We start from the raw sequence: 24,952 nt of genomic DNA, 5'->3' as shown, positions 1-24,952 counted from the left end.
GGTTACGATTGGGTAGTGTGAGTTTACATGTGTGGTTTACCGGCAGTTCGCGCGCAGTCACCATACTTTCTTCAGGGCTGACCGGCACTGCTGTTCCGGGTATAATGAGTATTGTTCCTTATGACGGAAAGCAGGGAATGTGATAAAATAACAAAATAGTGAGACTGTAATTAATTTTCAAAATCAATTACAGGGAAAGGAAGATAATTATGAGCGAGCAGAAAAAAGTTAATGTAGCCGTTCTCGGTGCTACCGGAGCGGTCGGACAGAAAATGATCGAAACACTGGAAGATAGAGACTTTCCTGTTAAAGAACTGAAGCTGTTGTCTTCAAGCCGTTCTGCAGGTTCAAAAATTTCTTTCAAAGGTGAAGAATATACAGTGGAAGAAGCAAAACCGGAAAGCTTTGAAAATGTAGATATCGCATTGTTCTCCGCAGGAGGATCGATTTCCAAAAAACTTGCGCCGGAAGCGGTGAAACGCGGTGCTCTTGTTATTGATAATACAAGCGCGTACAGGATGGACCCGGAAGTCCCTCTCGTAGTACCGGAAGTGAATGAAGAAGATATTAAAGAAAACAAAGGGATAATAGCGAATCCTAACTGTTCCACAATTCAAATGGTCGCTGCTCTTAAGCCGATTGATGACAAGTATGGACTGAAACGGGTCCTTGTATCTACTTATCAGGCAGTTTCCGGAGCCGGAAACGATGCGGTTGATGAGATGAATGAACAGTCGAGAGCGATGCTCGACGGGAAAGAGTACGAAACAAATATACTTCCTGTCAAAGGAGACGAAAAACATTTTCCGATAGCTTTTAACGCTCTGCCGCAAATCGACGTATTCGAAGAAGACGGCTATACCTTCGAAGAAAAGAAAATGATCAACGAAACGAAGAAGATTATGCATATGGACAAACTTCCCGTTTCAGCGACGTGTGTACGCCTACCGTTTGCGGTTTCCCATGCGGAGAGTGTATATGTCGAAATCGATAAAGAAGCAGTAAGCGTAAGTGATTTCAGAAAAGTCATCAGTAATGGAGAAGGTCTGACACTTCAGGACAATCCGTCCGAGCAGGATTATCCTACGCCGCTGTCGGCAGCCGGCAAAAAAGATGTATTTGTCGGAAGGATACGTAAAGACCCGGATGTCGATTACGGTTTTCACATGTGGGTCGTCTCGGATAATCTACTCAAAGGCGCGGCCTGGAACTCCATACAGATAGCAGAAAGAGTCGTGACAAATAACTGGTTGTAATCCAATGACTATAGAGGTGTAAGGAATGGATATCGTAGTTCAGAAATTTGGAGGAACATCGGTCCGGGACGAAGAAAGCCGTGCCCGGGCCATGTCCCACATTGAGAAAGCAGTGAAAGAAGGATACAAAGTAGTAGTAGCGGTTTCCGCGATGGGGAGAAAAGGTGAACCTTATGCGACAGATACTCTGTTAAGTCTCGTGGATCATCCGAATACAACTTTGTCTTCGAGGGAACAGGATCTGCTCATGTCCTGCGGAGAAGTGATATCATCCGTCGTGTTTTCGGATGAATTATCGAAGGCCGGTGTTTCATCGACAGCTCTGACCGGAGCTCAGGCAGGGTTCTTCACTAACAGTGATTTCACCAAAGCTAAAATAGTCGATATGAAACCGGACAGAATATTGCAGGAACTCAAAGATTTAGATGTAGTAGTAGTGGCAGGCTTTCAGGGGAAAACCGAAGAGGGGGATGTCACGACGTTCGGACGCGGAGGCAGTGATACGACTGCTGCCGCACTCGGTGCAGCTTTAAATGCAGAATACGTGGATATCTTTACGGACGTCGAAGGTATTATGACTGCAGATCCGAGAATTGTCGAATCGGCCCGTACGATGAAGCAGATTACGTATAATGAGATCAGTAACCTTGCTTATCAGGGAGCCAAAGTGATACATCCGAGAGCTGTAGAAATCGCCATGCACGCAAAAGTCCCGTTACGGGTAAGGTCTACATATTCGGACTTACCGGGCACGCTCGTTTCTGCTTCCACGGATGGGGAGAATGGCAGTGATATCGATGACAGACTCGTTACCGGTATCGCCCATATGACGGGAATTACGCAAATAAAAATTCCGGTGGAAGAGGAAAACGGCAATGTTCAGGCAAAAGTCTTCGGTATGATGGCAGAAGCGGGTATCTCGGTGGATTTCATCAATATTTCACCGAACTCGATTGTATTCACCATTGCCGAACCTTATACGGAGAAGGCGAAAGAGCTTTTCGAACAGGAAGGGTTTTCTCCGGTAATAAAACGTAACTGTGCCAAAGTATCGACTGTAGGGGCCGGAATTTCAGGGGTCCCGGGTGTTACTTCCAAGATAGTTAATACGTTAAGCAGTGCCGGAGTGCAGATTCTTCAGTCCGCAGACTCTCATACGACCATCTGGATGCTGATCAAGGAAGAGGACATTAAGGAAGCCGTTAATGCTCTTCATTCGATATTTCAACTGAGCGAAGATATATAAAGGGGAGATGAATATGGATTTCGGACGGGTACTGACTGCTATGGCAACTCCGATTGACAGTTTCGGGCAGGTGGATTTTCCGAAAATTGATGAACTTGTCGACCATCTAGTTAATAATGGAAGCGACGGCCTGGTGGTAGCCGGGACGACCGGGGAATCTGCCACTCTTTCTTTTGATGAGAAAGTGAAAGTATGGGAAAGGACCGTTTACGCAGCGGACGGACGGGTCCCTGTCCTTGCCGGTTCAGGTACTAACGGAACCCAGGAATCTCTGGAACTGTCCCTTCTGGCTCAGAATGCAGGAGTCGACGGTCTGATGCTGGTCGTTCCTTACTACAACAAACCGAATCAGGAAGGCCTGTATCTGCATTTTAAAACGATTGCTGAGAAAGTGGACGTACCGATAATGGTATATAACGTTCCCGGTCGCACAGTCGTACGCTTGAATCCGGAGACTATTGTATTGCTCTCCGAAATCCCCAATATCGCAGCCGTTAAGGAAGCTACCGGCGACCTGAGCGCCATGGCTGAAATCATAGAGGGGGCCTCCGATGATTTTAACGTTTATACCGGCGATGATCATCTGACATATCCTACGTACGCTATCGGTGGTCGTGGTGTGGTGTCGGTGTCTTCTCATGTAGCCGGTAAAACGATGCAGGAAATGCTTGATTTATTTGACCAGGGTGATATAAAAAAAGCTGCCGCCATACATCGTAAGCTCGTACCGGTCTGCAAAGGGATGTTTATAGCTCCTTCGCCGGCACCGATCAAAGAGGCTTTGAAAAGGAAAGGTCTCGATGTCGGAGGTGTACGTCTCCCGATGGTGCCTCTTACAAAGGAGGAAGAAACATTCATCCACAACCTGGTGGACGACCTGTAACCCGGCTGTCCTTCTCCATCAACATCTCCCTGACGTCCTGTTGCCGGTACCTGCAGCATTTCCGGTGCCCAATCTGTCAGTTGAGGGAAATTATATGTTCGACCGGTCTTTTTCGAAAGACCGGTCGTTACGTATTTTCAAGCATTCTCCAGTCGTTTCACTCCGCAAAATTCATCAGAGTCCTTCTGTTTTTGTGACCGGAGGGTATAGGTGTATAAGAAAGGAATATGCTATAATTATAGAATGAACCTTCCAGGATGCCCCGGATAACCACGGCATCCTGTTTTTTCGTCAAAGTAGGAGGATTTCCATGGCTAAAAGAAAGAGAAACAGAAAAAAGAAATCAAAGATAAATAATCGTATACGTTATGAATTGTTCGGTCTGCTGTTTGTTATTACAGCAATATTTGGGAGCGGACTGCCCTTTTTCAAAACGGGAGCAGTCCCGAAATTCCTGACTTTCGTTTTCCAGCTGATTTTTGGATTATGGTATTTTATGATACCGCTCGGTCTGCTGGTGCTTGGCGGATACGTCATGCTTAAGAGGTCGTGGCCGATCATTAAGAAACCCGGAGGTACATTCCTTGTCGTTGCAGGAGTACTGCTTCTTTCGCACGTCCAGGCGTTATACCCGTCGAACGGAGGTGTGTTCTCTGCCACCTGGGGGATTTATCGAAGCGATGTATCCTTCATTGAGATGGGCGGGGGTTTCAGTGGAGCTGTCCTCTACAGCATAACTGACTTTCTTTTTGGACAGGCGGGTTCGATTATAGTTTCCGTATTTATGATTGTCATAGGAAGCATGATGATCAGGGAATGGTCGCCTGCAGAGAAAATCAGTAAATTTTTCAAAAAGTGGAAGAAAAAGGTCTCCGGAAGAAAGAAGAAAAAGACTTCTTCCAAATCATCGGTGGAGCCTGAGCGTAAGGAGCAGAAACCTGCTCCGCCGGAAAGTCCGGAGACAGAAACGGAACATCCGATTATTCAGGACTTTACGGAACAGACTAAGAACAGACCCGTGCCTGCGGTTCAGGAATCGGGAAAAGAAACGGGAGAAGAGACGAAAGACGTATCGTTAGCTACCGGGGAAACGGAAAACCATGATTATGAACTCCCCGGCTTCGATTTGCTGAAAGCACCGGAGGGGACCCCGCAAAGTCAAGACAGAAGCCATATTCAGGAGACGGTCAGGAAATTGGAAGCCACTTTCGACAGTTTCGGAGTGAAGGCGAAAGTGACGAAAGTACATGTCGGTCCTTCCGTCACGAAATACGAAGTGAATCCCGATACAGGAGTTAAAGTAAGTAAGATCGTTAACCTGCACGATGATCTGGCTCTGTCACTGGCTGCCCGTGATATACGTATTGAAGCCCCGATTCCGGGTAAATCCGCTGTCGGTATTGAAGTCCCGAACCAGGAGATCTCCATGGTCACACTCAGAGAGGTGCTGGAGTCGGCTTCTCTCAAAAAAGATCAGAAATTAGGTTTTGCGCTGGGCAGAGACATCTCCGGGGAAGCTGTCATGGCCGAGCTGAACAAGATGCCCCATCTGCTCGTGGCAGGAGCCACAGGCAGTGGGAAAAGCGTGTGTATAAATGGTATCATCACCAGTATACTTATGCGTGCCAAGCCACATGAAGTGAAAATGATGATGATCGATCCGAAGAAAGTGGAGCTGAACGTCTACAACGGCATTCCTCACCTGTTATCACCGGTCGTCACCGATCCGAAAAAAGCATCCCGGGCACTGAAGAAAGTAGTAAGTGAGATGGACAGGCGGTATGACCTGTTTTCGGAAAGCGGCACGAGAAACATCGAAGGGTACAATGAATATATTAAGAAACATAATGAACTGGAAGATGATGACCAGCCTACGCTTCCTTACATTGTCGTTCTCGTCGATGAGCTCGCGGACTTGATGATGGTAGCTTCAAATGAAGTGGAAGATTCCATAACGCGACTGGCTCAGATGGCGAGAGCTGCAGGAATACATCTGATTATTGCTACGCAGCGTCCATCGGTAGATGTCATTACGGGAGTGATCAAAGCGAATATCCCTTCGAGAATAGCCTTCAGCGTGTCGTCCCAGACTGATTCGAGAACTATCCTTGATTCGGGAGGAGCTGAAAAGCTTCTCGGCCGGGGGGATATGCTCTTTACGCCGGTTGGCGCAAATAAACCGACGAGAGTACAGGGAGCTTTCCTTTCTGACGAGGAAGTGGAAAATATCGTCGACTTTTGTGTGGAACAGCAGAAAGCGCAATATCAGGAAGAGATGATCCCTGAAGAAGAAACGGAAGTCCAGCAGGAAGTGGACGACGAATTGTATCCGGAAGCCGTTCAGATGGTAGTAGAGATGCAAAGTGCAAGTGCTTCGATGATTCAACGAAGATTCCGTGTAGGTTACACAAGAGCAGCACGACTTGTGGATTCAATGGAAGAAAACGGGATAGTGGGACCTTCCGAGGGCAGTAAACCACGTACGGTTCTGGTTTCCGGAGTGGATGAGGAAAACAGGGAATCATAAAAAGCCCCTTCGATATGGAGTATATCGGAGGGAATTCCTTTCGAATTCAAAAAACTATTAAAGTTGCAACAATAGTATTTATTTATTGGGAAAAAAGTGTTATATTTATTTCAATAATATGTGTCGAACGTCAGAGGTCAGATCTCCAACATTCGAAACGAATTTCCAGGAGCAGGAGGTGCGCATATGGCAATAAAACAGGATCCGAGACATCTTTATCTGCAGGTGATTGAGCAGTTGAAAAAGGATATACAGGAGGAAGTATATAAAGAAAGAGAAAAATTACCCTCCGAGTTTCAGCTTTCAAAAAGACTGGGCGTATCACGTGCGACTTTAAGAGAAGCATTAAGAATCCTAGAAGAAGATAATCTGGTGACCCGCAGGCACGGGGTGGGCACTTTCGTTAACCCAAAACCGATGTTTTCAGCCGGAATCGAGGAATTGGACAGCGTTACCGGTATGATTACAAGTTCCGGGATGACTCCGGGCACCCAGTATTTATCTGCGGATCTCGTAGAGCCTACGGAAGAAGACCGGGAGAGATTTCACCCGAAAGAGTTACATAAAATAGCCAAACTGGAACGCGTCCGGACTGCAGACGGGGAACCGGTAGTCTATTGTGTGGACAAACTGCCGGAGGGCGTCATATCTTTACAGGATGTGAAAGAGAAGGGCTCTATGTTCAGGCTGATCGAAGAATATACTCAGAAACCGATCGCTTATGCCGTGACGTATATTGAGCCTGTCGGTTACCACGAGATAGTTTCCCCGGTTTTGAACACCGACCCGGAAGAAGCGCTTCTTCTTTTGAAACAGATGCATTATACTGCAGATGATGAGCCGCTGCTTCTATCGTTAAACTACTTCAGGGCAGATAAGTTCAGCTTTCACGTTTTGCGCCGGAGAGTGTAAGGGTTTTCAATAGTATAATATAATCTTTTAAGGAGGTGAGGCTTCGGGGTAGATGTACCTTTCTTATTGATGAAGATTGAATGTTCAAAAAATTAAGGGGGAATTATTGTGCGTCGTACGTTATTTTTGCTGACACTGGTACTTACGTTTGGACTTTTTCTTGCAGCCTGCGGTTCCTCGGACAGCGGAGGAGGCTCTGAAAGTTCCGGCAGCGATTCGAAATCCGAAGAAGAGGGCTCCGGTGAAGGCGGTAATAGTGACTTCACCGTGGCGATGGTTACGGATACCGGAGGAGTGGACGACAAGTCTTTCAACCAGTCAGCCTGGGAGGGTCTGCAGGAATTCGGTAAAGAGAACAACCTTGAAGAAAATAAAGGCTATGACTATGCTCAATCGGAGAGTGATGCGGATTATACCACAAACCTGAACCGTCTCGTACGCGAAGATTACAATCTGATCTTCGGTATCGGCTTCCTTTTACAGCCCGACGTTGAAAAAGTAGCTTCGCAATTCCCTGAAACGAACTTCTCACTGGTTGATGCAGTAGCTGAGGGAGATAATATTGCAAGCATCACTTTTAAAGAACATCAGGGATCTTTCCTTGCAGGAGTGGCTGCAGCTAATAAAACCGAATCGGATCACCTTGGTTTTGTAGGTGGTGTCGACAGTGAACTTATCAACAAATTCGAATCCGGCTTCCGTGCCGGTGCGAAAACAGTAAATCCCGATATTAAAATCGATGTGCAATATGCAGAAAGCTTCAACTCCGCCGATCAGGGTAAACTGATTGCCTCCAACATGTATTCCCAGGGTGCTGATGTAATTTATCACGCAGCCGGAGGTACAGGCAACGGAGTGTTCTCTGAAGCGAAAGACCGCGTTCGCGGCGGCGACGAAAAAGTGTGGGTCATCGGGGTAGACCGTGACCAGCATGAAGAAGGCGCCATCGATGATACGAACGTTACTTTGACTTCTATGGTTAAGAGAGTCGATATCGCTGTTCAGGACGTTTCCAAACAGGCGATGGAAGGCGAATTCCCTGGAGGGGAAGTCGTGGAGTATGGACTCGAAGATGAAGGTGTAAGTCTTGCACGCACTAATGAAGAAGCTATGACAGAAGAAATTATATCTACAGTGGAAGAGTGGAAACAAAAAATCATTGACGGAGAGGTCGAAGTGCCAATGACCCGTGATGAAACAGAAGAGTATGTTTCTTCTCTGAAATAGATGGAAGTTTACGAGGTCGGTTTCCATGACCGGCCTCCTTCTATCTTCAGATCATTCAGGGAAACTCTTCTCTGGATGATCTGGAAATAGAAATAAGCATGAGTGGGGGAGGATTTCATGGACTACGTAATAGAAATGCTTAATATCAGGAAAGAGTTTCCGGGTATAGTAGCAAATGACGACATTACGCTCCAGGTACAAAAAGGGGAGATTCATGCACTTTTAGGAGAAAATGGAGCAGGGAAATCGACTCTGATGAACGTTCTGTTCGGACTTTATAAACCTGAAAAGGGAAGCATCAGGATTCAGGGGAAAGAAGTGAATGTGGAAGATCCGAACGTTGCGAACGCTCTCGGGATCGGCATGGTACACCAGCATTTTATGCTGGTTGATACGTTTACCGTCACTGAGAACATCGTACTCGGCAGTGAACCTAATAAAGCCGGTACCGTCGACATAAAAAGAGCCGAAAAAGAAGTGCAGGCTCTTTCTGAAAAGTACGGGTTGAATGTGGATGCGACTGCTAAGATCAGGGATATCTCCGTCGGTATGCAGCAGAGAGCCGAAATATTGAAAACGCTCTACAGGGGTGCGGAAATACTTATTCTGGATGAGCCTACCGCAGTACTTACCCCGCAGGAAATTAAAGAATTGACTCAAATTATGAAAGACCTTGTGAATGAAGGAAAGTCGATTATTCTGATCACCCACAAACTGAAAGAAATTATGCAGGTTTGTGATAAATGTACCATAATCCGTAAAGGGAAAGGCATAGGCACGGTGGATGTAAAGGATACGAATGCGACGGAACTGGCCTCCCTGATGGTAGGAAGAGAAGTTACGTTTAAAACGGAGAAAACGAAAGCGACTCCGGGAGAGAATGCTTTAAGTGTCAAAAATCTCAAAGTTAAAGACTCCCGTGGAGTGGAAATGGTAAAGGATCTGAACCTTCACGTCAGGCAGGGCGAAATAGTCGGTGTTGCGGGTGTGGATGGGAACGGGCAGACTGAACTCGTGGAAGCACTTACGGGACTGAAGAAAAGCAGTTCAGGAGAAATAACGCTTAACAACCGTTCCATCTATAACCTGGAACCGAGAAAAGTGACGGAAGCAGGGGTTGCACATATTCCTCAGGACCGGCACAAACACGGACTTCTTCTGGACTTTCCGATAGGGGAAAATATGGTGATGCAGAGCTATTATCTGGCGCCCAACTCGAAAAGAGGAATTCTGAATTTCAAGAATATCTATAAAAAAGCGAAATCCCTGATCGAGGAATATGATGTCCGTACACCGGATGAGTACACGAAAGCCCGTTCCCTTTCAGGAGGAAACCAGCAGAAAGCGATTATTGCACGGGAAGTTGACCGCTCCCCGGATCTTCTGATCGCTTCGCAGCCGACACGGGGTCTTGATGTAGGAGCGATCGAGTTTATACACAATAAATTGATCGAAGAGAGAGACAAAGGTCGTGCGGTTCTGCTCGTATCGTTTGAACTTGATGAAATTTTGAACGTCAGTGATCGTATAGCTGTAATGTTCGATGGTAAAATTATCGAGGAAGTTAATCCGGAAGAAACGGATGAGCAGGAACTCGGCCTGTTGATGGCCGGCAGAAAGTCAGAAAAGCAGGGGGAAGCGTAATGTTCAGTAATCGGACGTTTAATATAGTCGTACCTATCGTATCTGTTTTACTCGGCCTGCTGGCAGGAGCTGTTATTATGGTGGCTTTCGGCTACAATCCGGTAGCCGGTTATGCCGCCATGTGGAACGGGGCGTTCGGAGATGCCTACTTCCTCGGTGAGACGGTTAGACAGGTAACACCATACATACTTTCGGGACTGGCAGTTGCTTTTGCAATGAGAGCCGGCCTTCTGAATATCGGAGTGGAAGGACAGGTGATTGTGGGCTGGCTGGCAGCTGTCTGGATAGGTTCTTCTTTTGGTATGCCTCCGGTCGTCCACGTACTGGTTGCTCTGCTCGCAGCCACTGTAGCCGGTGGAATCTGGGGTTTTGTGCCGGGACTGCTGAAAGCGAAACTCGGAGTCCACGAAGTCATCGTAACCATTATGATGAACTATATAGCTCTTTATCTTTCCAACTCTGTGATCCGGAGTGTACTGACGGACGGAGAGGACCGGACGAGCAACGTAGCCGAAACGGCATCTTTAGCTGCTCCCTGGCTGAGAGAACTGACTTTCTATTCCCGGATCCACTACGGTTTTATCGTTGCTCTGGTAATGGCATTCACCATGTGGTTTTTGCTTAACAAAACGACTCGGGGCTTTGAGCTCCGCGCAGTCGGAAGTAATCCCTTTGCATCGGAATATGCCGGAATGAAAGTCGGCAGAAATATTATCGTTGCCATGGTGATTTCAGGAGGTTTTGCGGGTCTTGCGGGTGCCATGGAAGGACTCGGTACATTCCAGTACGCATCTGTCAGTTCCGGATTTACGAACATCGGGTTCGACGGAATCGCGGTTGCTCTGCTCGGGGCGAATACGGCCATCGGGGTGATATTGGCGGCTATCTTATTCGGTACGCTGAAAATAGGGGCCCTGAATATGCCGACCGAGGCCGGAGTTCCTACCGAACTTGTAGATATCGTAATCGCATTGATTATTCTGTTCGTGGCATCCGGGTACATTATCCGCTGGGTGTTCCTGAAATTCAGTAAGGAGGGTAAATAAATGGACTTTCTAGACGCTTTGGCTATAATGGTTTCTTCTGCACTTGTATTTGCTGCTCCTCTGATTTTTACGGCTATAGGCGGGGTGTTCAGTGAACGTTCCGGAATTATCAACATTGGACTTGAAGGTCTGATGGTAATGGGTGCTTTCGTCGGAATCGTGTTTAACCTCACATTTTCGGATATGTTCGGATCAATGACCCCGTGGATTTCGATGCTTGCTGCTATGGTACTCTCGGCAATATTTGCACTCGTTCATGCCGTAGCTTCGATAACTTTCCGGGCAGACCAGGTGGTAAGCGGGGTGGCGATCAACTTTCTGGCGCTCGGTGTCGGACTGTTCCTGACCCGCGAGTTTTATGACCGCGGTCAGACGGATATCATCAGTAACCCGTTCTATACGTGGGACGTGCCGTTCCTGTCGGATATTCCGGTTCTCGGAAGGATGTTTTTTGAGAATTATCCCTCCACGTATCTCGCTATCGCTGTTGCTCTGTTAGGCTGGTTCGTTTTATTCAAGACCTCTTTCGGGCTCAGACTCCGGGCTGTAGGGGAGCACCCTATGGCAGCTGATACAAACGGTATTAAAGTGTACCGTATGCGCTATATTGCAGTCATGATCTCAGGAGCCATGGGTGGTCTTGGGGGCGCTGCATACGCTCTGACAGTAGCTCAGGCTTTTTCCCAGGCTACTATCGTCGGTCAGGGTTTCATGTCCCTTGCTGCCGTTATATTCGGGAAATGGCATCCGCTTGGCGCACTCGGAGCAGCAATTTTCTTCGGATTCGCGCAGGCCATCAGCATTAACGGGGCGAGCTGGCCGTTATTCGCCAATATCCCTCAGGTGTTTCTGCTGATCCTCCCTTATGCGCTCACCATTTTAGCGCTGGCAGGGTTCATCGGCCGGGCCGAAGCTCCGAAATCTCTGGGCACACCTTATATTAAAGGAAGTCGTTAAACATATAGCCCGGTATTATCCGGGCTATATGTTTTTACTTTTGGATAATCATCATTTAGCATAGGATAGGGAGAAATAACTTACCGTTGTTGTATAGGAGGAAGAAAATGAAGACAGCCAAACAATACACAGAAGAACAGCAGGGATACCGCCTGCACGTACTTCCCACTAATAAATATAAGACAGTTTCCATCGTAGTGAAGTGGAAAGCTCCTCTTGAGAAAGAAACGATTACCAGGCGGGCTCTGTTACCGAGCATTATGGAGAAAGCTACGGAAAATTTTCCTTCCGCCCGTAAACTTCAGGGGGCTCTGGAGGATTTATACGGCACCGCTTTAAGTGCAGACGCCTCGAAAAAAGGGGAAAATCACGTAATTACGTTCCGCATGGAAGTTGTGAATGACCGTTACTTGAAAGACGAAGACTCCATCCTTAAGAAAGCATTACACATCCTGAATGACGTTCTTTTCCATCCGAAATCGGAAGGGGAAGGGTTTTCGGCTTCCGTATTCAAGCGGGAGAAAGAGACGCTTGCTCAAAGAATCCGTTCCATAAAAGACGATAAGATGAGTTACGCCAACACCCGTCTCCTCGATCACATGTGTGAGGATGAAGCCTACGGGGTACATGGGCAGGGCCATCTGGAAGATCTGGAACCTTTGACGAATGAAGAACTTTATTCCTACTATAAAAATATGCTGCAGAAAGACGAGCTGGACGTGTACATTACAGGAGATGTCTCACAGGAAGAAATGATCCCTTTATTTAATGAGTATTTCCTACGTCACGCTGCTGGACCGGCGCCTGCAACTACTGTAAGCGATATGCAGGTAGAGGAGCCACGCGAAATCATAGAAAGAGAAGAAATGAGTCAGGGGAAACTCCATATCGGCTTCCGTACCCACACCTTCTTTGGAGAAGAAGATTATTATGCACTTCAGGTGTTCAACGGAATATTTGGCGGATTTCCAAGTTCGAAATTATTTATGAACGTTCGCGAAAAACATAGCCTGGCATATTACGCGGCTTCCAGATTTGAAAGTCATAAAGGCCTTATGTTCGTATTCAGCGGCATCGATCCGGCTGACTACGATCAGGCGAAAACGATCATTCTTGATCAGAAAAAGGCTATAGAAGATGGCGACTTTACTAATGAGGATGTTGAAGAAGCCAAACAGCAGATCATTCACCAGCTTAAAGAAACGATGGAGCATCCGTATGGACTTATCGAGATTCTTTACCATCAGCAGTTGAGTGGCAGACAGATTGAAGCATCTGAACTTTTTGAACGTCTGGAAAAAGTAAGCCGTGAAGATGTTGTGCGGATTGCGAAGAAGATAGAGCTCGACACTGTATATTTCCTGACCAGCTTAGAGAAAGGGGACGCCTAAAATGAAAACACAGGAATTCCATCAGATCAATGAGACGATACACGAAGAAAAAATGGATAACGGACTACAGGTTTTTCTACTGTCGAAACCCGAAATGGTGAAAACATACGGGATATTCACTACGGACTACGGGTCGATCGATCAGACGTTCACTCCACTGGGCGAAGATAAAGAAGTAACCGTGCCGGAGGGGATCGCCCACTTTCTCGAGCATAAGCTGTTTGAAAAAGAGGACAGGGACGTTTTTCAGGATTTTACGAAACTCGGGGCTTCGGCGAACGCGTTCACGTCGTTCACGAAAACCGCCTATTTATTCTCTGCCACCTCTCACGTCTATGAGAATGTCAGAACGTTAGTCGATTTTGTCCAGGATCCTTATTTTTCCGAACAGTCTGTCGAAAAAGAAAAAGGGATCATCAGTCAGGAAATCCGCATGTACGATGACCAGCCTGACTGGAGAGGATTTTTCGGGACGATAGGAAGTCTGTATCATAAGCATCCGGTGAAAATCGATATTGCAGGTACAGTGGATTCGATCCAGCACATTACAAAAGATGATCTGTACACTTGTTATGAAACGTTCTATCATCCTTCGAACATGGTGTTGTTTATCGCGGGCAATTTCGAACCTGAACAGATGATGGATTTCATCCGCGAAAATCAGCAGCGGAAAGAGTTTCCGGAAGCACCCGAAATCAACCGGAGATTCCCACGGGAGCCAGTCTCCGCGTTCAAATCGGAAGAGGCTATTGAAATGGCTGTTTCGACTCCGAAAGCCTACGTAGGTCTGAAAGAACAGGTGGACGGTCTGTCCGGGGAAGAGATATTGCATAACGAACTGCTGTCGGATATGCTGCTCGACCATTATTTTTCCACGAGCGGGAAATTTTATGATGAGCTGTACCAGAGCGGACTGGTAAATGACAGTTTTCATTTTGAAACGGAATGGGAAAGAGAATTCGGTTTCACCATTCTTGGAGGGGACTCCCGCAAGCCTGATGCTTTTCTCAAGAGATTGAAAAAGATGCTGCTTTCCATAAAGGAAGAAAAAATCAGCGCGGAAGATTTCGAGAAAATGAAGCGAAAAAAAATCGGGGAATTCATGAGAGCACTTAACTCTCTGGAATTCATCGCGAATCAGTACACTCATTACCACATGCTCGGTGTGAACCTGTTCAATGTATTACCTGAAATCGAGTCACTGAAAAAAGAGGATATGGAAGAGTTTATTGAAAACTGGATCCAGGAAAGTCAGATGACTACGTTCCAGGTGAAACCAAAGGAATGAACAAGTGTCTGGTTATCGGAGGAAGCGGGGACATAGGGAAGGCCATCTGTAAGGAACTTCTCGATGAAGGATGGTCTCTCGGCGTCCACTATAACTCCACCCCCCCTGATTTTGTTTTGCCTGACGAAAGCTTTTCTGTCCAGGGTGACCTGTCCTCATCGGAGGGGATCGACAGTTTTCTTTCCGGTCTTTCGTGGGACTGGGATGCGGTCGTGTTTGCCGCGGGCATTTCTTTGCAGGGACTGTTTCAGGACAGCGAAGAGGAAATGATGGATTATCTCCACCATGTACATGTGAAATCGATGTGGCAGATTACGAGACACATACTTCCTTCCATGATAACGGATAAGCAGGGGAATATCCTCGTTATTACGTCGATCTGGGGAGAGACGGGTGCGAGTACGGAAGTGCTTTACAGCTCGGTGAAAGGCGCCCAGCGGGCTTTTATCAACGCGTTAGCCAAAGAAGTCGGTCCGAGTGGTGTCCGGGTGAACGGTATCGCTCCCGGGATGATCGATACAAAAATGAACCATCTGCTCCGTGACGAGGACGTTCTGGAAATCGAGGAGGAGATTCCGCTCGGAAGGCAGGGGCGGGCGGAAGAAGTTGCATCGGCCGCCTCTTTTTTACTCGGAGAGAAGGCTTCCTATATAACGGGAGAAATCCTCAATGTCTCGGGCGGATGGAAATAATGGCGATTTGCATGATCTTTAATAGTGAAAAATGGCAGAAACCCCCGGTTGGTTCCTGCCATTTTTGTGGCATATATTCTTTCCTATTGGGGGAAAATCATATATGATAGTAAGTGAGTCCAAGCCGTCTCATTATCCGGCACAGTGAGGAGCTTCTAATTATGGAAAAACAGGAATGGTATCTCGAATATCAGATTCAATACAACCGGCCTGGTCTTCTGGGAGACATTGCTTCACTACTCGGCATGATGTCCATCAATATCATAACCATTAACGGAGTGGAAAATTCGCACCGGGGCATGCTTCTTTTGTGTAAAGATGAAGTGCAGATCAGCCGGCTGCGATCGATATTACATACGATGGATACGATAGAAGTAACAAAACTGAGAAAACCCAAATTAAGGGATCGGCTGGCGGTTCGTCACGGAAGATATATACATAGCGATATAGACGACCGTAAAACATTCCGGTTCGTCCGGAAAGATCTCGGGCTTCTTGTCGACTTTATGGCTGAACTGTTTATGAAAGAAGGTCACAAAATGGTTGGAATCCGCGGGATGCCGAGAGTGGGTAAAACAGAATCGATCGTAGCTGCGAGTGTCAGTGCGAATAAAAGATGGCTGTTTCTCTCCAGCACGCTGCTGAAACAGACTGTGCGCAACAAGTTGATTAAAGAAGAGTTCAATCCGGAGAATGTGTACATTATTGACGGGATGGTTTCCGCAAGGAGTGCTGATGAAGAACACTGGCAGCTGGTGCGCGAAATCATGAGGCTCCCGGCTATGAAAGTGATTGAGCATCCGGACATATTCGTGCAGGAGACGGAATATAAGATGGATGACTTCGATTATATTATCGAGTTGAGGAGTCATGAAGATCAGGAAATCACCTATGAAACGGCAGAAAAACAGAAGCAGCACGGATTCGGGGATTTCGGTGACGGTTTCAATATGTTTGATTTTTAAAGGTTGGTGAAAAGAATGGAACTTGGTTCAAGGTTGAAGGAAGCCCGGCAGGCAAAGGGCCTCTCCCAGGAAGAAATTGAATCTTCCACAAAGATTCAGCAGAAATATTTACAGGCCATGGAAGATAATAATTTCGAATTTCTTCCGGGGAAATTTTATACGCGGGCTTTCATTCGGGAGTACGCCTCTGCTGTCGGTCTCGACCCGGAAGAGGTAATGAATGAGCATGAGAATGAATTGCCCGCCGTGGATGAGAGAAGTGCCGCTGTTTATCCGCGATCCAAAAAAACAGAGGTACGTGCAGCTGCGGGGAGCGGGAGTTCCCGCAGCACCTCCAGAATTCTTCCGGCAGTTATAACCGGGGTGCTGGTAGTTCTGATAGCTTTTATCGTTTATTTCTTTACTCAGCAGATCACAACTACTGATGAAACGAACCCTGCCGATGAGGGTCCGCAGGATGAAGTTGTCATTTCCGAAGATAAAAACGGGAAGCAGGACGATAAAAAGGCCTCGGATGACGAAGCATCGGAAGCTTCCGGTGACTTGGAAAATGGCTCCTCCGGAGAAGATACCGGCGAGCCGACGACTGAAGTTGAGCTGGAGCAGGAAGGAAGCGGGGACTTTCCGGAGCACACGTACAACGTGAAGGGCGCTTCGGATAAAAAGGTGAAAGTGGAACTCTCGGGAACTGCTTATCTGGAAGCCGCTGCTTCCGAGGACGGGGAGGGTCTTATCGATCCTATTCCTTACAGTGAAGAGGAAAGTCCGCTCGAGATTGACGTATCGGGGAAAGATCAGCTATATCTGAAAACCGGAAACGCTGCCGTAACCAAAGTTACAGTGGACGGGGAACAGCTTGAATTCCCTGCTGAGGTATCCACACAGAAGCTGCTTATCAACTTCAACTGAATGAGAAGCTGTCCCCTTACAGGGCAGCTTCTTGTTAGTAGGTGACACGAACGGTATTTATAAAATTTTACTGTCCGGTGGCGTGTACTCGTACTGGGCAGAAAAGGAGTATTTGTATGAATTTGCCCAATAAAATTACGTTAGCCCGTATTTTAATGATTCCGATTTTCATTATTCTGGTTTCCGTCCCGTTCGGCTGGGGCTCGTTTGATATGGGGGAAAGAGAACTGCCTGTATCCCATCTTCTGGGGGCGATCTTATTTATAATCGCTTCCACTACGGACTGGGTGGACGGTTACATAGCCCGTAAATATAATCTCGTAACCAATCTCGGGAAGTTTCTTGACCCTCTCGCCGACAAACTGCTGGTGAGTGCGGCTCTCATAGTTCTCGTGGAAGCAGGAATTGCACCTGCCTGGATCGTTATTATAATCATCAGCCGGGAATTCGCAGTAACGGGTCTTCGTCTGGTCGCTGCCGGGGAAGGTTCGGTCCTTGCTGCAAGTCAGATGGGTAAGCTGAAAACGTGGATTCAGATTGTAGCAGTCTCTTTGATGCTTCTGCACAATTTCCCCTTTGCATTCGTCGGCCTTCCTCTCGGTATCATCGCCCTGTACCTGGCCATGATTATTACGGCTTATTCAGGATATGATTACTTTAAGAAAAACTGGCATGTAATGAGGGATTCCAAATGACACAGTGGAAATCGGAGATAATAGGTGTAGGAACAGAACTGCTTCTCGGTCAGATTGCAAATACTAATGCGCAGTGGATCTCCGAGCAGCTGGCCTTTCACGGAATATCAGTGTATTATCACACGGCCGCCGGAGATAACCAGGACCGGCTGGCTGCTCTTTTCCGTACGGCCCAGGAACGCTCGAATCTCATCATAGTGACCGGAGGGCTCGGTCCTACCGAAGATGATCTGACGAAAGAAGCGGTGAACACTCTTTTTCGCCGGCCATTCCGGACGGATGAGACGGCAAAAGAAAAAATAGAGAACTTTTATAAGAAAAACCGTCAATCGATGACGTCGAATAATTATAAACAGGCTCAGGTATTTGAACAGGCGCATATACTTACTAATGAAGAGGGGATGGCTCCCGGGCAGATTGTGGAACACGAAGGCAGAGTGTGGGTCTTTCTCCCCGGCGTTCCGGTAGAGATGAAGCAGCTGATGAGAGATGGTGTATTCCCATATCTCAGGGAGAGATACGTGCTGAGTACAGAAATCAAATCCGAAATGCTCAGGTTCATCGGGATAGGGGAATCGGCTCTTGAAGACCTTCTTTCGGAACGTATCAGTAATCAGACCAACCCTACTATCGCCCCGCTGGCTTCCCTCGGGGAAGTGGGTGTCCGTCTGACGGCCTCCGGAGCTTCATTAGAAGAAGCGGATGACCTCCTTGCAAAAGAAAGGGAGCGTATTCTCGAAATAGTCGGGGACTACTACTACGGCAGTGATGACATCACTATCGAACAGAAAGTGTTTGAACTCCTGAAGGAACGTGGATGGACAATATCGGCTGCTGAGAGTTTAACAGGGGGGCAGTTCATCAATCAGATGATCAGTCTCCCTGGGGCCTCTGGAGTCTGTACAGGAGGAATGGTCTCCTACACCAAAGAAGCGAAAGAAAAAGCCCTCGGCGTTTCTCCTTACGTGACGAACCGTTACGGAACGATCAGTGCCGAATGCGCAGAAGCTATGGCCGAAAGGGCGCAGCATATTTTCAACTCCAACGTGGGCATAAGTTTTACGGGAGTGGCCGGCCCCTCCAAGAGTGAAAACCAGGATCCCGGAAGCGTTTATATAGGCGTGAAAATAGGGGAAGACAGAGCGTGGCACCGTTTTATACATCTCCAGGGATCAAGGGAGCAGGTACAGAACAAAGCAGTAAAAAAAGCATATCAACTTTTATTCCACACATTGAATAATGGGGTTTAAGAACGAAAAACATATAGAAACAGGATTTTCTCCTTCAGATTTCCTCGTTTTCTATATGTTTTTGTCTTAAAAAAACGGGAACATTTATTCGCGTTTTAGTTGGCAAACAGACTGAAAAGAGTTATGATGGGTATAGAAAAGAGGAAAGGGGAATTTGATGAGTGAACGCAAACAAGCCTTAGATTCGGCGTTAAGACAGATAGAGAAGCAGTTCGGTAAAGGATCGATTATGAAAATGGGGGATCAGGCCGGTCGCCGTATAAGTACCGTTCCGAGTGGATCACTCGCTCTGGATGTCGCTCTCGGAGTGGGCGGATACCCGCGCGGAAGAATCGTGGAAATTTACGGACCGGAATCTTCCGGTAAAACCACCGTGGCTCTGCACGCTATCGCAGAGGCTCAGGCTGCAGGAGGGCAGGCGGCTTTCATCGATGCCGAGCATGCTCTCGATCCTACGTACGCCAAAGCTCTTGGAGTAGACGTTGAAGAGCTGCTCCTCTCCCAGCCTGATACCGGGGAACAGGCACTTGAAATTGCGGAGGCACTGGTACGCAGCGGTGCAGTAGATATGATTGTAGTCGACTCGGTAGCAGCACTGGTACCGAAAGCGGAAATCGAAGGTGAAATGGGAGATGCACACGTGGGACTCCAGGCGCGACTCATGTCCCAGGCCCTTCGTAAACTTTCGGGAGCTATCAGTAAATCGAACACGACAGCTGTTTTCATTAACCAGATCCGTGAAAAAGTGGGTGTAATGTTCGGAAGTCCGGAAACGACACCGGGCGGTCGTGCCCTTAAGTTCTATTCCTCCGTACGTCTGGAAGTACGCCGGGCGGAAACGCTGAAACAGGGGAACGATATGATAGGTAATAAAACGAGAATTAAAGTGGTCAAAAACAAAGTGGCTCCTCCTTTCCGTAAAGCGGAAGTGGATATCATGTACGGGGAAGGTATTTCCCGTGAAGGAGAGCTCGTGGATATAGCTACGGAACTCGATCTCATCAATAAGAGCGGTTCCTGGTACTCTTATAACGGTGATCGTCTGGGACAGGGCCGCGAAAATGCGAAGCAGTATCTGAAAGAGAACGCGGAAGTTTACAGTGAGCTGAAACGTCTGATCCGTGAGCACTATGGCATGGACGAAGAGAACAGTGCGCCTGAAAAAGAGGAGAAATCCTCCGAGGAAGATCAGGAATCACTGGACGTTTAATACAAAGCAGGACTCCACAGAGTCCTGCTTTTATTGTACTATCTTGACATCCTTTATAGGCAGGCATAAAATAGACGTGTATCATTCCATTTATGTTACTTATGATTTCGATACGAAACAGACAAAAAAGTAATGATGGTTAAAACTAATAATGGGCTCTAGAAGCACGAGGAGGTGAAACTATGGGTATTGTATCCACGATCATCTTCATCTTGCTTGCCCTGATCATCGGATTGGCTGCAGGTTATTTCGTCCGGAAGTCGATTGCCGAAGCGAAGATTTCGAGCGCAGAGGATCTTGCGAAGCAAATTGTTGAAGAAGGTCGAAGGAATGCAGAATCAGCTAAAAAAGAGGCTCTTCTGGAAGCGAAAGAAGAGAATCAGGCGTTTCGTCAGGAAGCGGAAAATGAGATAAGGGAACGGCGTACGGAACTGCAAAAGTTTGAAAATCGTTTGAACCAGAAAGAAGAGAACCTGGACCGTAAGAGTGTCACTCTCGATCAGCGTGAACTTTCTGTAGAGAAGAAAGAGGATATGCTGGGTGAGAGACAGACACAGCTGGAACAGGAAGAAAAGGATATGCATCAGCTCGTGGAGAAACAGCAGTCGGAGCTTGAACGTATATCGGGTCTGACTGCGGACCAGGCAAAACAGGTAATCCTGGATCGTGTGGAAAATGATCTTTCCCACGAAACTTCGCTCATGGTTAAGGAAGCTGAGAATAAGGCGAAAGAAGAGGCCGATAAGAAGGCGAAAAACATTCTTTCCCTGGCTATGCAGCGCTGTGCTGCCGATCATGTAGCTGAAACTACGGTATCTGTCGTAAATCTTCCTAACGATGAAATGAAAGGCAGAATCATCGGGAGAGAAGGAAGGAATATCCGGACACTGGAGACCCTTACAGGAATCGATCTGATTATAGACGATACACCGGAAGCGGTTATTCTTTCAGGGTTCGATCCGGTACGCCGTGAAATTGCACGTATTTCTCTTGAAAAACTCGTACAGGATGGTCGTATCCATCCGGCCCGTATCGAGGAAATGGTCGAGAAATCGAGAAGAGAAATAGACGACTACATTCGGGAAATCGGTGAAGAGACAACCTTTGAAGTAGGTGTCCACGGTTTTCATCCGGACCTGGTTAAAGTTCTCGGACGTCTGAAGTATCGTACCAGTTACGGTCAGAATGTTTTGAAACACTCGACGGAAGTGGCGCATTTATCCGGCCTTATGGCTGCCGAGCTCGGTGAAGACGTGACGCTTGCGAAACGTGCCGGTCTTCTTCATGACATCGGTAAAGCGATCGACCATGAAGTGGAAGGAAGTCACGTGGAAATCGGTAAGGAACTCGCAGTGAAATATAAGGAAAACGACACAGTGATCAATGCTATCGCTTCACACCATGGAGATGAAGAACCTACTTCGATCATCTCGGTACTGGTAGCGGCTGCAGATGCATTGTCTGCCGCAAGACCCGGAGCAAGAAGCGAGACTCTGGAAAACTACGTTAAACGATTGGAAAGACTGGAAGAAATTTCGGAATCATATGATGGTGTAGAAAAATCTTTTGCAATTCAGGCCGGTCGTGAAATCAGAATCATGGTAAGCCCTGATGAAATTGATGATTTAGAGGCAACGAAACTGGCCAGAAATATTCGTGGCCGTATAGAAGATGAATTGAATTACCCTGGGCATATCAAAGTCACCGTAATCCGGGAGACACGCTCAGTAGAGTATGCAAAATAAACCTGGGAAAAGCGGCTCTTTGCCGCTTTTCTTTATGTTTAACTTAAATCGGAAGACAGGAGTGAGATGATGAGAATAATGTTTATAGGAGACGTTGTAGGTTCTCCGGGGCGGGAAATGATAGATACATATTTGCCGAAACTTAAGCAGAAATATCAGCCTACAATGACCGTAATAAACGGAGAGAATGCAGCATCCGGTAAAGGTATCAACGAAAAGATCTACAGACGCTTCCTTGAGAAGGGAGCTCAGGCAGTCACGCTGGGAAACCATGCCTGGGATAAAAAGGAGATTTTTGAATTTATAGATGACGCCGATTATCTGGTGAGGCCTGCCAACATGCCCGAAGGTACTCCCGGGAAAGGACTCGCATTCATCAAAACGCCTCATGCGGAAGTTGCGGTAATCAACCTCCAGGCCCGTACGTTCATGGCTCCCCTGGATGATCCTTTTCGGAAAATAGATGAACTGATTAACGAAGCGAAAAAGAGAACGAATATCATATTCCTCGATTTTCATGCGGAAGCCACCAGTGAAAAACAGGCTATGGGCTGGTATGTAGACGGAAGAGTAAGCGTTAACGTAGGAACCCATACCCACGTGCAGACGGCAGATGAACGCATTCTTCCTCAGGGGACCGCTTACATTTCGGATGTCGGAATGACGGGACCTTACGATGGCATTCTCGGAATGGAAAGAGAGGCTGTAATGAAACGGTTTCTGACACAGCTTCCAGTGAGATTCGAAGTGCCCAAGGATGGACGGACACAGCTCAGCGGGGTCGTCGTGGACGTGGACGATAAAACAGGGAAAGCTAAAAAAATCAGACGTATTATGATAAATGATGATCATCCGTTCTTCAGTTGAAACTTGAATAATTAAAATTATTCCCTCACGATGGAAGAAAACAGCTTTTGTGCCGTACCTGAAGAGGATGGTGTGATGTCCGTCCATGTCCCGGACGGGCTGTTTTCGAGGCGAAGATCCAGTTCCTTTTGTATTTCTGTCGCTTTTTGCACCATCTAATTATAGTCGCTTATCATATCTTGAAAAACCTGTTATAATTATGTAGTTGATTTGCACGGTGGAAAGGGGATAATTATGAACGAACAACAAAGAAAAGAGATGGATCAGGTTCGACAGAAAGATCCGAAAAACAATCTTGAGCGGATTAAAGATAAAAGCACGGATGAATTCATGAAATATTTCGAAACGACATACCAGCCCCCGAACATGAGGGACGCCCAGCGCCGACGCAAAAAAGATGTTGATGTTCATTATGATTTCACGATTCCTGAGGAAATGGAGGGAGTCGGGGAAGACCGGAAGTATTTAATTCGTACTTACGGATGCCAGATGAACGAACACGACACCGAAGTCATGGCGGGAATTTTTGAGACGATGGGATATGAACCGACGAAACAGGCGGAGGAAGCGGACATCATTCTTCTGAATACGTGTGCGATCCGTGAAAATGCAGAGAACAAAGTTTTCGGCGAAATCGGTCACTTGAAATCGCTGAAGCGTGAGAATCCCGATCTTATCCTCGGTGTGTGCGGCTGTATGGCACAGGAAGAAGGGGTTGTTAACCGTATTTTACAGAAACACCCATTCATCGATATGATTTTCGGTACCCATAACATTCACAAAATACCTGAGTTGTTGAAGGAAGCGATGTTCAGCAAGGAAATGGTCATAGATGTATGGTCCAAAGAAGGGGATATTATCGAAAACCTCCCCCGTTCCAGAAAAGGTAAAATTAAAGCCTGGGTTAACGTAATGTATGGATGCGACAAATTCTGTACATATTGCATCGTCCCTTATACACGCGGCAAAGAAAGAAGCCGCCTCCCCGAAGATATCATCCAGGAGGTGCGGCATCTCGCAGCCCAGGGGTATAAGGAAGTGACGCTGCTCGGACAGAACGTCAACGCCTACGGGAAAGATCTCGATCTGGATTATGGGCTCGGAGATCTGATGGATGACCTTCACAAAATCGATATACCGAGAGTCAGATTCACGACCTCCCACCCGAGGGACTTCGACGACCGTCTCATTGAGGTATTGGCCAAGGGAGGCAACATGCTGGATCATATCCACCTGCCTGTCCAGTCCGGAAGCAGTGACGTTCTGAAGATAATGGGAAGAAAATATTCCCGCGAAGACTACATGGAACTCGTACGGAAGATCCGGGCGGCCATGCCAGATGCCACACTGACGACGGACATTATCGTAGGCTTTCCGAACGAAACGGAAGAACAGTTCCAGGAAACTCTTTCCCTTGTGGAAGAAGTAGGCTTTGAAGCGGCTTACACGTTCATCTTTTCACCGAGAGAGAACACGCCTGCAGCTAAAATGCGCGATAAAGTTTCTATGGAAGAGAAAAAAGAGCGTCTTCAGCGTCTGAATGCTCTTATCAATAAACAGGCCAGAGAAACGATGGAAACGTACGAAAATGAAATAGTTCACGTCCTCGTGGAAGGGGAAAGTAAAAATAACCCGGACGTTCTCGCAGGCTACACGAAAAGGAATAAGCTCGTTAACTTTGTAGGTCCTGAGTCCGCTATTGGAAACATTGTACCCGTAAGGATCACGAAAGCAAAAACTTGGTCTCTGGATGGCGAAATGGCAGAGACAACAGTAGGAGTGAAAGAATAATGGCAGAATACACTAGAGAACAGGTGCTCGGGGAAGCGAAAGATTTGGCGAAGATGATTTCCGAACTGGAGGAGATCGACCGCTTCAAGCAGCTGGAAGCGAAACTTAACGAAAACGATAAAGTACAGCTGTATATCAAGAAAATCAAAGCTCTTCAGAAGCAGGCGGTGAATTTCCAGGCTTACGGAAAAACGGAAGCTCTTGAGAAAGTGGAAAAAGAAATCGACAGGCTTCAGGATGAATTGGATGAAATTCCGGTCGTCGCGGAATTCAAACATTCCCAGGTAGTAGTGAATGACCTTCTGCAAATGATTTCACGTACCATCTCAAGAGAAGTTACGAACGAAGTGATCAAGTCCACCGGAGGGAATATCCTTAGCGGAGAGACCGGCTCCAAGCAGGCAAGCGGCGGATGTTAAAGAGAAAGAAGTCCTTTAATCGGGACTTCTTT

Annotated in this window: 21 protein-coding genes; all 21 read left to right on the top strand. The window is 47.1% G+C overall.

The window, feature by feature from the left end; translation table 11 throughout:
• The first annotated feature begins 209 nt into the window (after positions 1-209).
• Positions 210-1,256 (top strand): aspartate-semialdehyde dehydrogenase, encoded by a 1,047-nt coding sequence (gene asd / locus AAV35_RS06930; protein ID WP_008587808.1) that lies wholly within the window; start codon positions 210-212, stop codon positions 1,254-1,256.
• A 25-nt stretch (positions 1,257-1,281) separates the two neighbouring features.
• Positions 1,282-2,502 (top strand): aspartate kinase, encoded by a 1,221-nt coding sequence (gene dapG / locus AAV35_RS06925; RefSeq protein ID WP_008587806.1) that lies wholly within the window; start codon positions 1,282-1,284, stop codon positions 2,500-2,502.
• 13 nt (positions 2,503-2,515) lie between these two features.
• Entirely contained in the window at positions 2,516-3,385 is an 870-nt protein-coding gene (gene dapA / locus AAV35_RS06920; RefSeq protein WP_008587803.1) for a 4-hydroxy-tetrahydrodipicolinate synthase, read from the top strand.
• A 310-nt stretch (positions 3,386-3,695) separates the two neighbouring features.
• Positions 3,696-5,912 carry a DNA translocase FtsK gene (locus AAV35_RS06915; protein ID WP_008587801.1) on the top strand — a complete coding sequence of 739 codons (2,217 nt, stop codon included), beginning with the start codon at positions 3,696-3,698 and terminating at the stop codon, positions 5,910-5,912.
• 186 nt (positions 5,913-6,098) lie between these two features.
• Positions 6,099-6,824 carry a GntR family transcriptional regulator gene (locus tag AAV35_RS06910; protein ID WP_008587799.1) on the top strand — a complete coding sequence of 242 codons (726 nt, stop codon included), beginning with the start codon at positions 6,099-6,101 and terminating at the stop codon, positions 6,822-6,824.
• A 108-nt stretch (positions 6,825-6,932) separates the two neighbouring features.
• Entirely contained in the window at positions 6,933-8,051 is a 1,119-nt protein-coding gene (locus AAV35_RS06905; protein ID WP_008587797.1) for a BMP family lipoprotein, read from the top strand.
• Positions 8,052-8,168: 117 nt separating this feature from the next.
• Positions 8,169-9,695, top strand: coding sequence for an ABC transporter ATP-binding protein (locus tag AAV35_RS06900; protein ID WP_008587795.1), 1,527 nt, complete (start codon positions 8,169-8,171; stop codon positions 9,693-9,695).
• The gene (locus tag AAV35_RS06895) at positions 9,695-10,741 is read left to right on the top strand and encodes an ABC transporter permease (protein ID WP_008587794.1); all 1,047 of its coding nucleotides are present in this window, start codon (positions 9,695-9,697) and stop codon (positions 10,739-10,741) included. The genes AAV35_RS06900 and AAV35_RS06895 overlap by 1 nt, the downstream gene beginning before the upstream one ends.
• Positions 10,742-11,698: an ABC transporter permease gene (locus AAV35_RS06890; RefSeq protein WP_008587792.1), complete on the top strand. Its 957-nt coding sequence runs from the start codon at positions 10,742-10,744 to the stop codon at positions 11,696-11,698.
• Between the two features lie 107 nt (positions 11,699-11,805).
• The gene (gene yfmF / locus AAV35_RS06885) at positions 11,806-13,089 is read left to right on the top strand and encodes an EF-P 5-aminopentanol modification-associated protein YfmF (RefSeq protein ID WP_008587790.1); all 1,284 of its coding nucleotides are present in this window, start codon (positions 11,806-11,808) and stop codon (positions 13,087-13,089) included.
• Position 13,090: 1 nt separating this feature from the next.
• The gene (gene yfmH / locus AAV35_RS06880; protein ID WP_008587786.1) at positions 13,091-14,377 is read left to right on the top strand and encodes an EF-P 5-aminopentanol modification-associated protein YfmH; all 1,287 of its coding nucleotides are present in this window, start codon (positions 13,091-13,093) and stop codon (positions 14,375-14,377) included.
• Positions 14,374-15,069 carry an elongation factor P 5-aminopentanone reductase gene (gene ymfI / locus AAV35_RS06875; RefSeq protein ID WP_008587784.1) on the top strand — a complete coding sequence of 232 codons (696 nt, stop codon included), beginning with the start codon at positions 14,374-14,376 and terminating at the stop codon, positions 15,067-15,069. The genes yfmH and ymfI overlap by 4 nt, the downstream gene beginning before the upstream one ends.
• 161 nt (positions 15,070-15,230) lie before the next feature.
• Positions 15,231-16,034: a DUF3388 domain-containing protein gene (locus AAV35_RS06870; RefSeq protein ID WP_008587782.1), complete on the top strand. Its 804-nt coding sequence runs from the start codon at positions 15,231-15,233 to the stop codon at positions 16,032-16,034.
• A 15-nt stretch (positions 16,035-16,049) separates the two neighbouring features.
• Positions 16,050-16,943 (top strand): helix-turn-helix domain-containing protein, encoded by an 894-nt coding sequence (locus tag AAV35_RS06865; protein WP_008587780.1) that lies wholly within the window; start codon positions 16,050-16,052, stop codon positions 16,941-16,943.
• 116 nt (positions 16,944-17,059) lie between these two features.
• The gene (gene pgsA / locus AAV35_RS06860) at positions 17,060-17,638 is read left to right on the top strand and encodes a CDP-diacylglycerol--glycerol-3-phosphate 3-phosphatidyltransferase (protein ID WP_008587777.1); all 579 of its coding nucleotides are present in this window, start codon (positions 17,060-17,062) and stop codon (positions 17,636-17,638) included.
• A complete protein-coding gene (locus tag AAV35_RS06855; protein ID WP_008587775.1) occupies positions 17,635-18,888 on the top strand; it encodes a competence/damage-inducible protein A in 1,254 nt (417 codons plus the stop codon). Before pgsA ends, AAV35_RS06855 begins: the two co-directional genes overlap by 4 nt.
• Before the next feature lie 157 nt (positions 18,889-19,045).
• Positions 19,046-20,098: a recombinase RecA gene (gene recA, locus AAV35_RS06850; RefSeq protein ID WP_008587773.1), complete on the top strand. Its 1,053-nt coding sequence runs from the start codon at positions 19,046-19,048 to the stop codon at positions 20,096-20,098.
• Positions 20,099-20,280: 182 nt separating this feature from the next.
• The gene (gene rny, locus AAV35_RS06845) at positions 20,281-21,843 is read left to right on the top strand and encodes a ribonuclease Y (RefSeq protein WP_008587770.1); all 1,563 of its coding nucleotides are present in this window, start codon (positions 20,281-20,283) and stop codon (positions 21,841-21,843) included.
• 69 nt (positions 21,844-21,912) lie between these two features.
• On the top strand, positions 21,913-22,710 hold the full coding sequence (locus AAV35_RS06840; RefSeq protein ID WP_008587769.1) for a TIGR00282 family metallophosphoesterase: 798 nt from the start codon (positions 21,913-21,915) through the stop codon (positions 22,708-22,710).
• A 234-nt stretch (positions 22,711-22,944) separates the two neighbouring features.
• Positions 22,945-24,501 (top strand): tRNA (N6-isopentenyl adenosine(37)-C2)-methylthiotransferase MiaB, encoded by a 1,557-nt coding sequence (gene miaB, locus AAV35_RS06835; protein ID WP_008587767.1) that lies wholly within the window; start codon positions 22,945-22,947, stop codon positions 24,499-24,501.
• A complete protein-coding gene (locus AAV35_RS06830; protein ID WP_008587765.1) occupies positions 24,501-24,920 on the top strand; it encodes a YlbF/YmcA family competence regulator in 420 nt (139 codons plus the stop codon). Before miaB ends, AAV35_RS06830 begins: the two co-directional genes overlap by 1 nt.
• The last annotated feature ends 32 nt before the right edge of the window (positions 24,921-24,952 follow it).

This window comes from Salimicrobium jeotgali (genome assembly GCF_001685435.2).
GTDB classification, from domain to species: Bacteria; Bacillota; Bacilli; order Bacillales; family Halobacillaceae; genus Salimicrobium; species Salimicrobium album.
The sequence above is the reverse complement of the archived record's forward strand: the minus strand, read 5'-3'. Positions and strand labels throughout refer to the sequence as shown.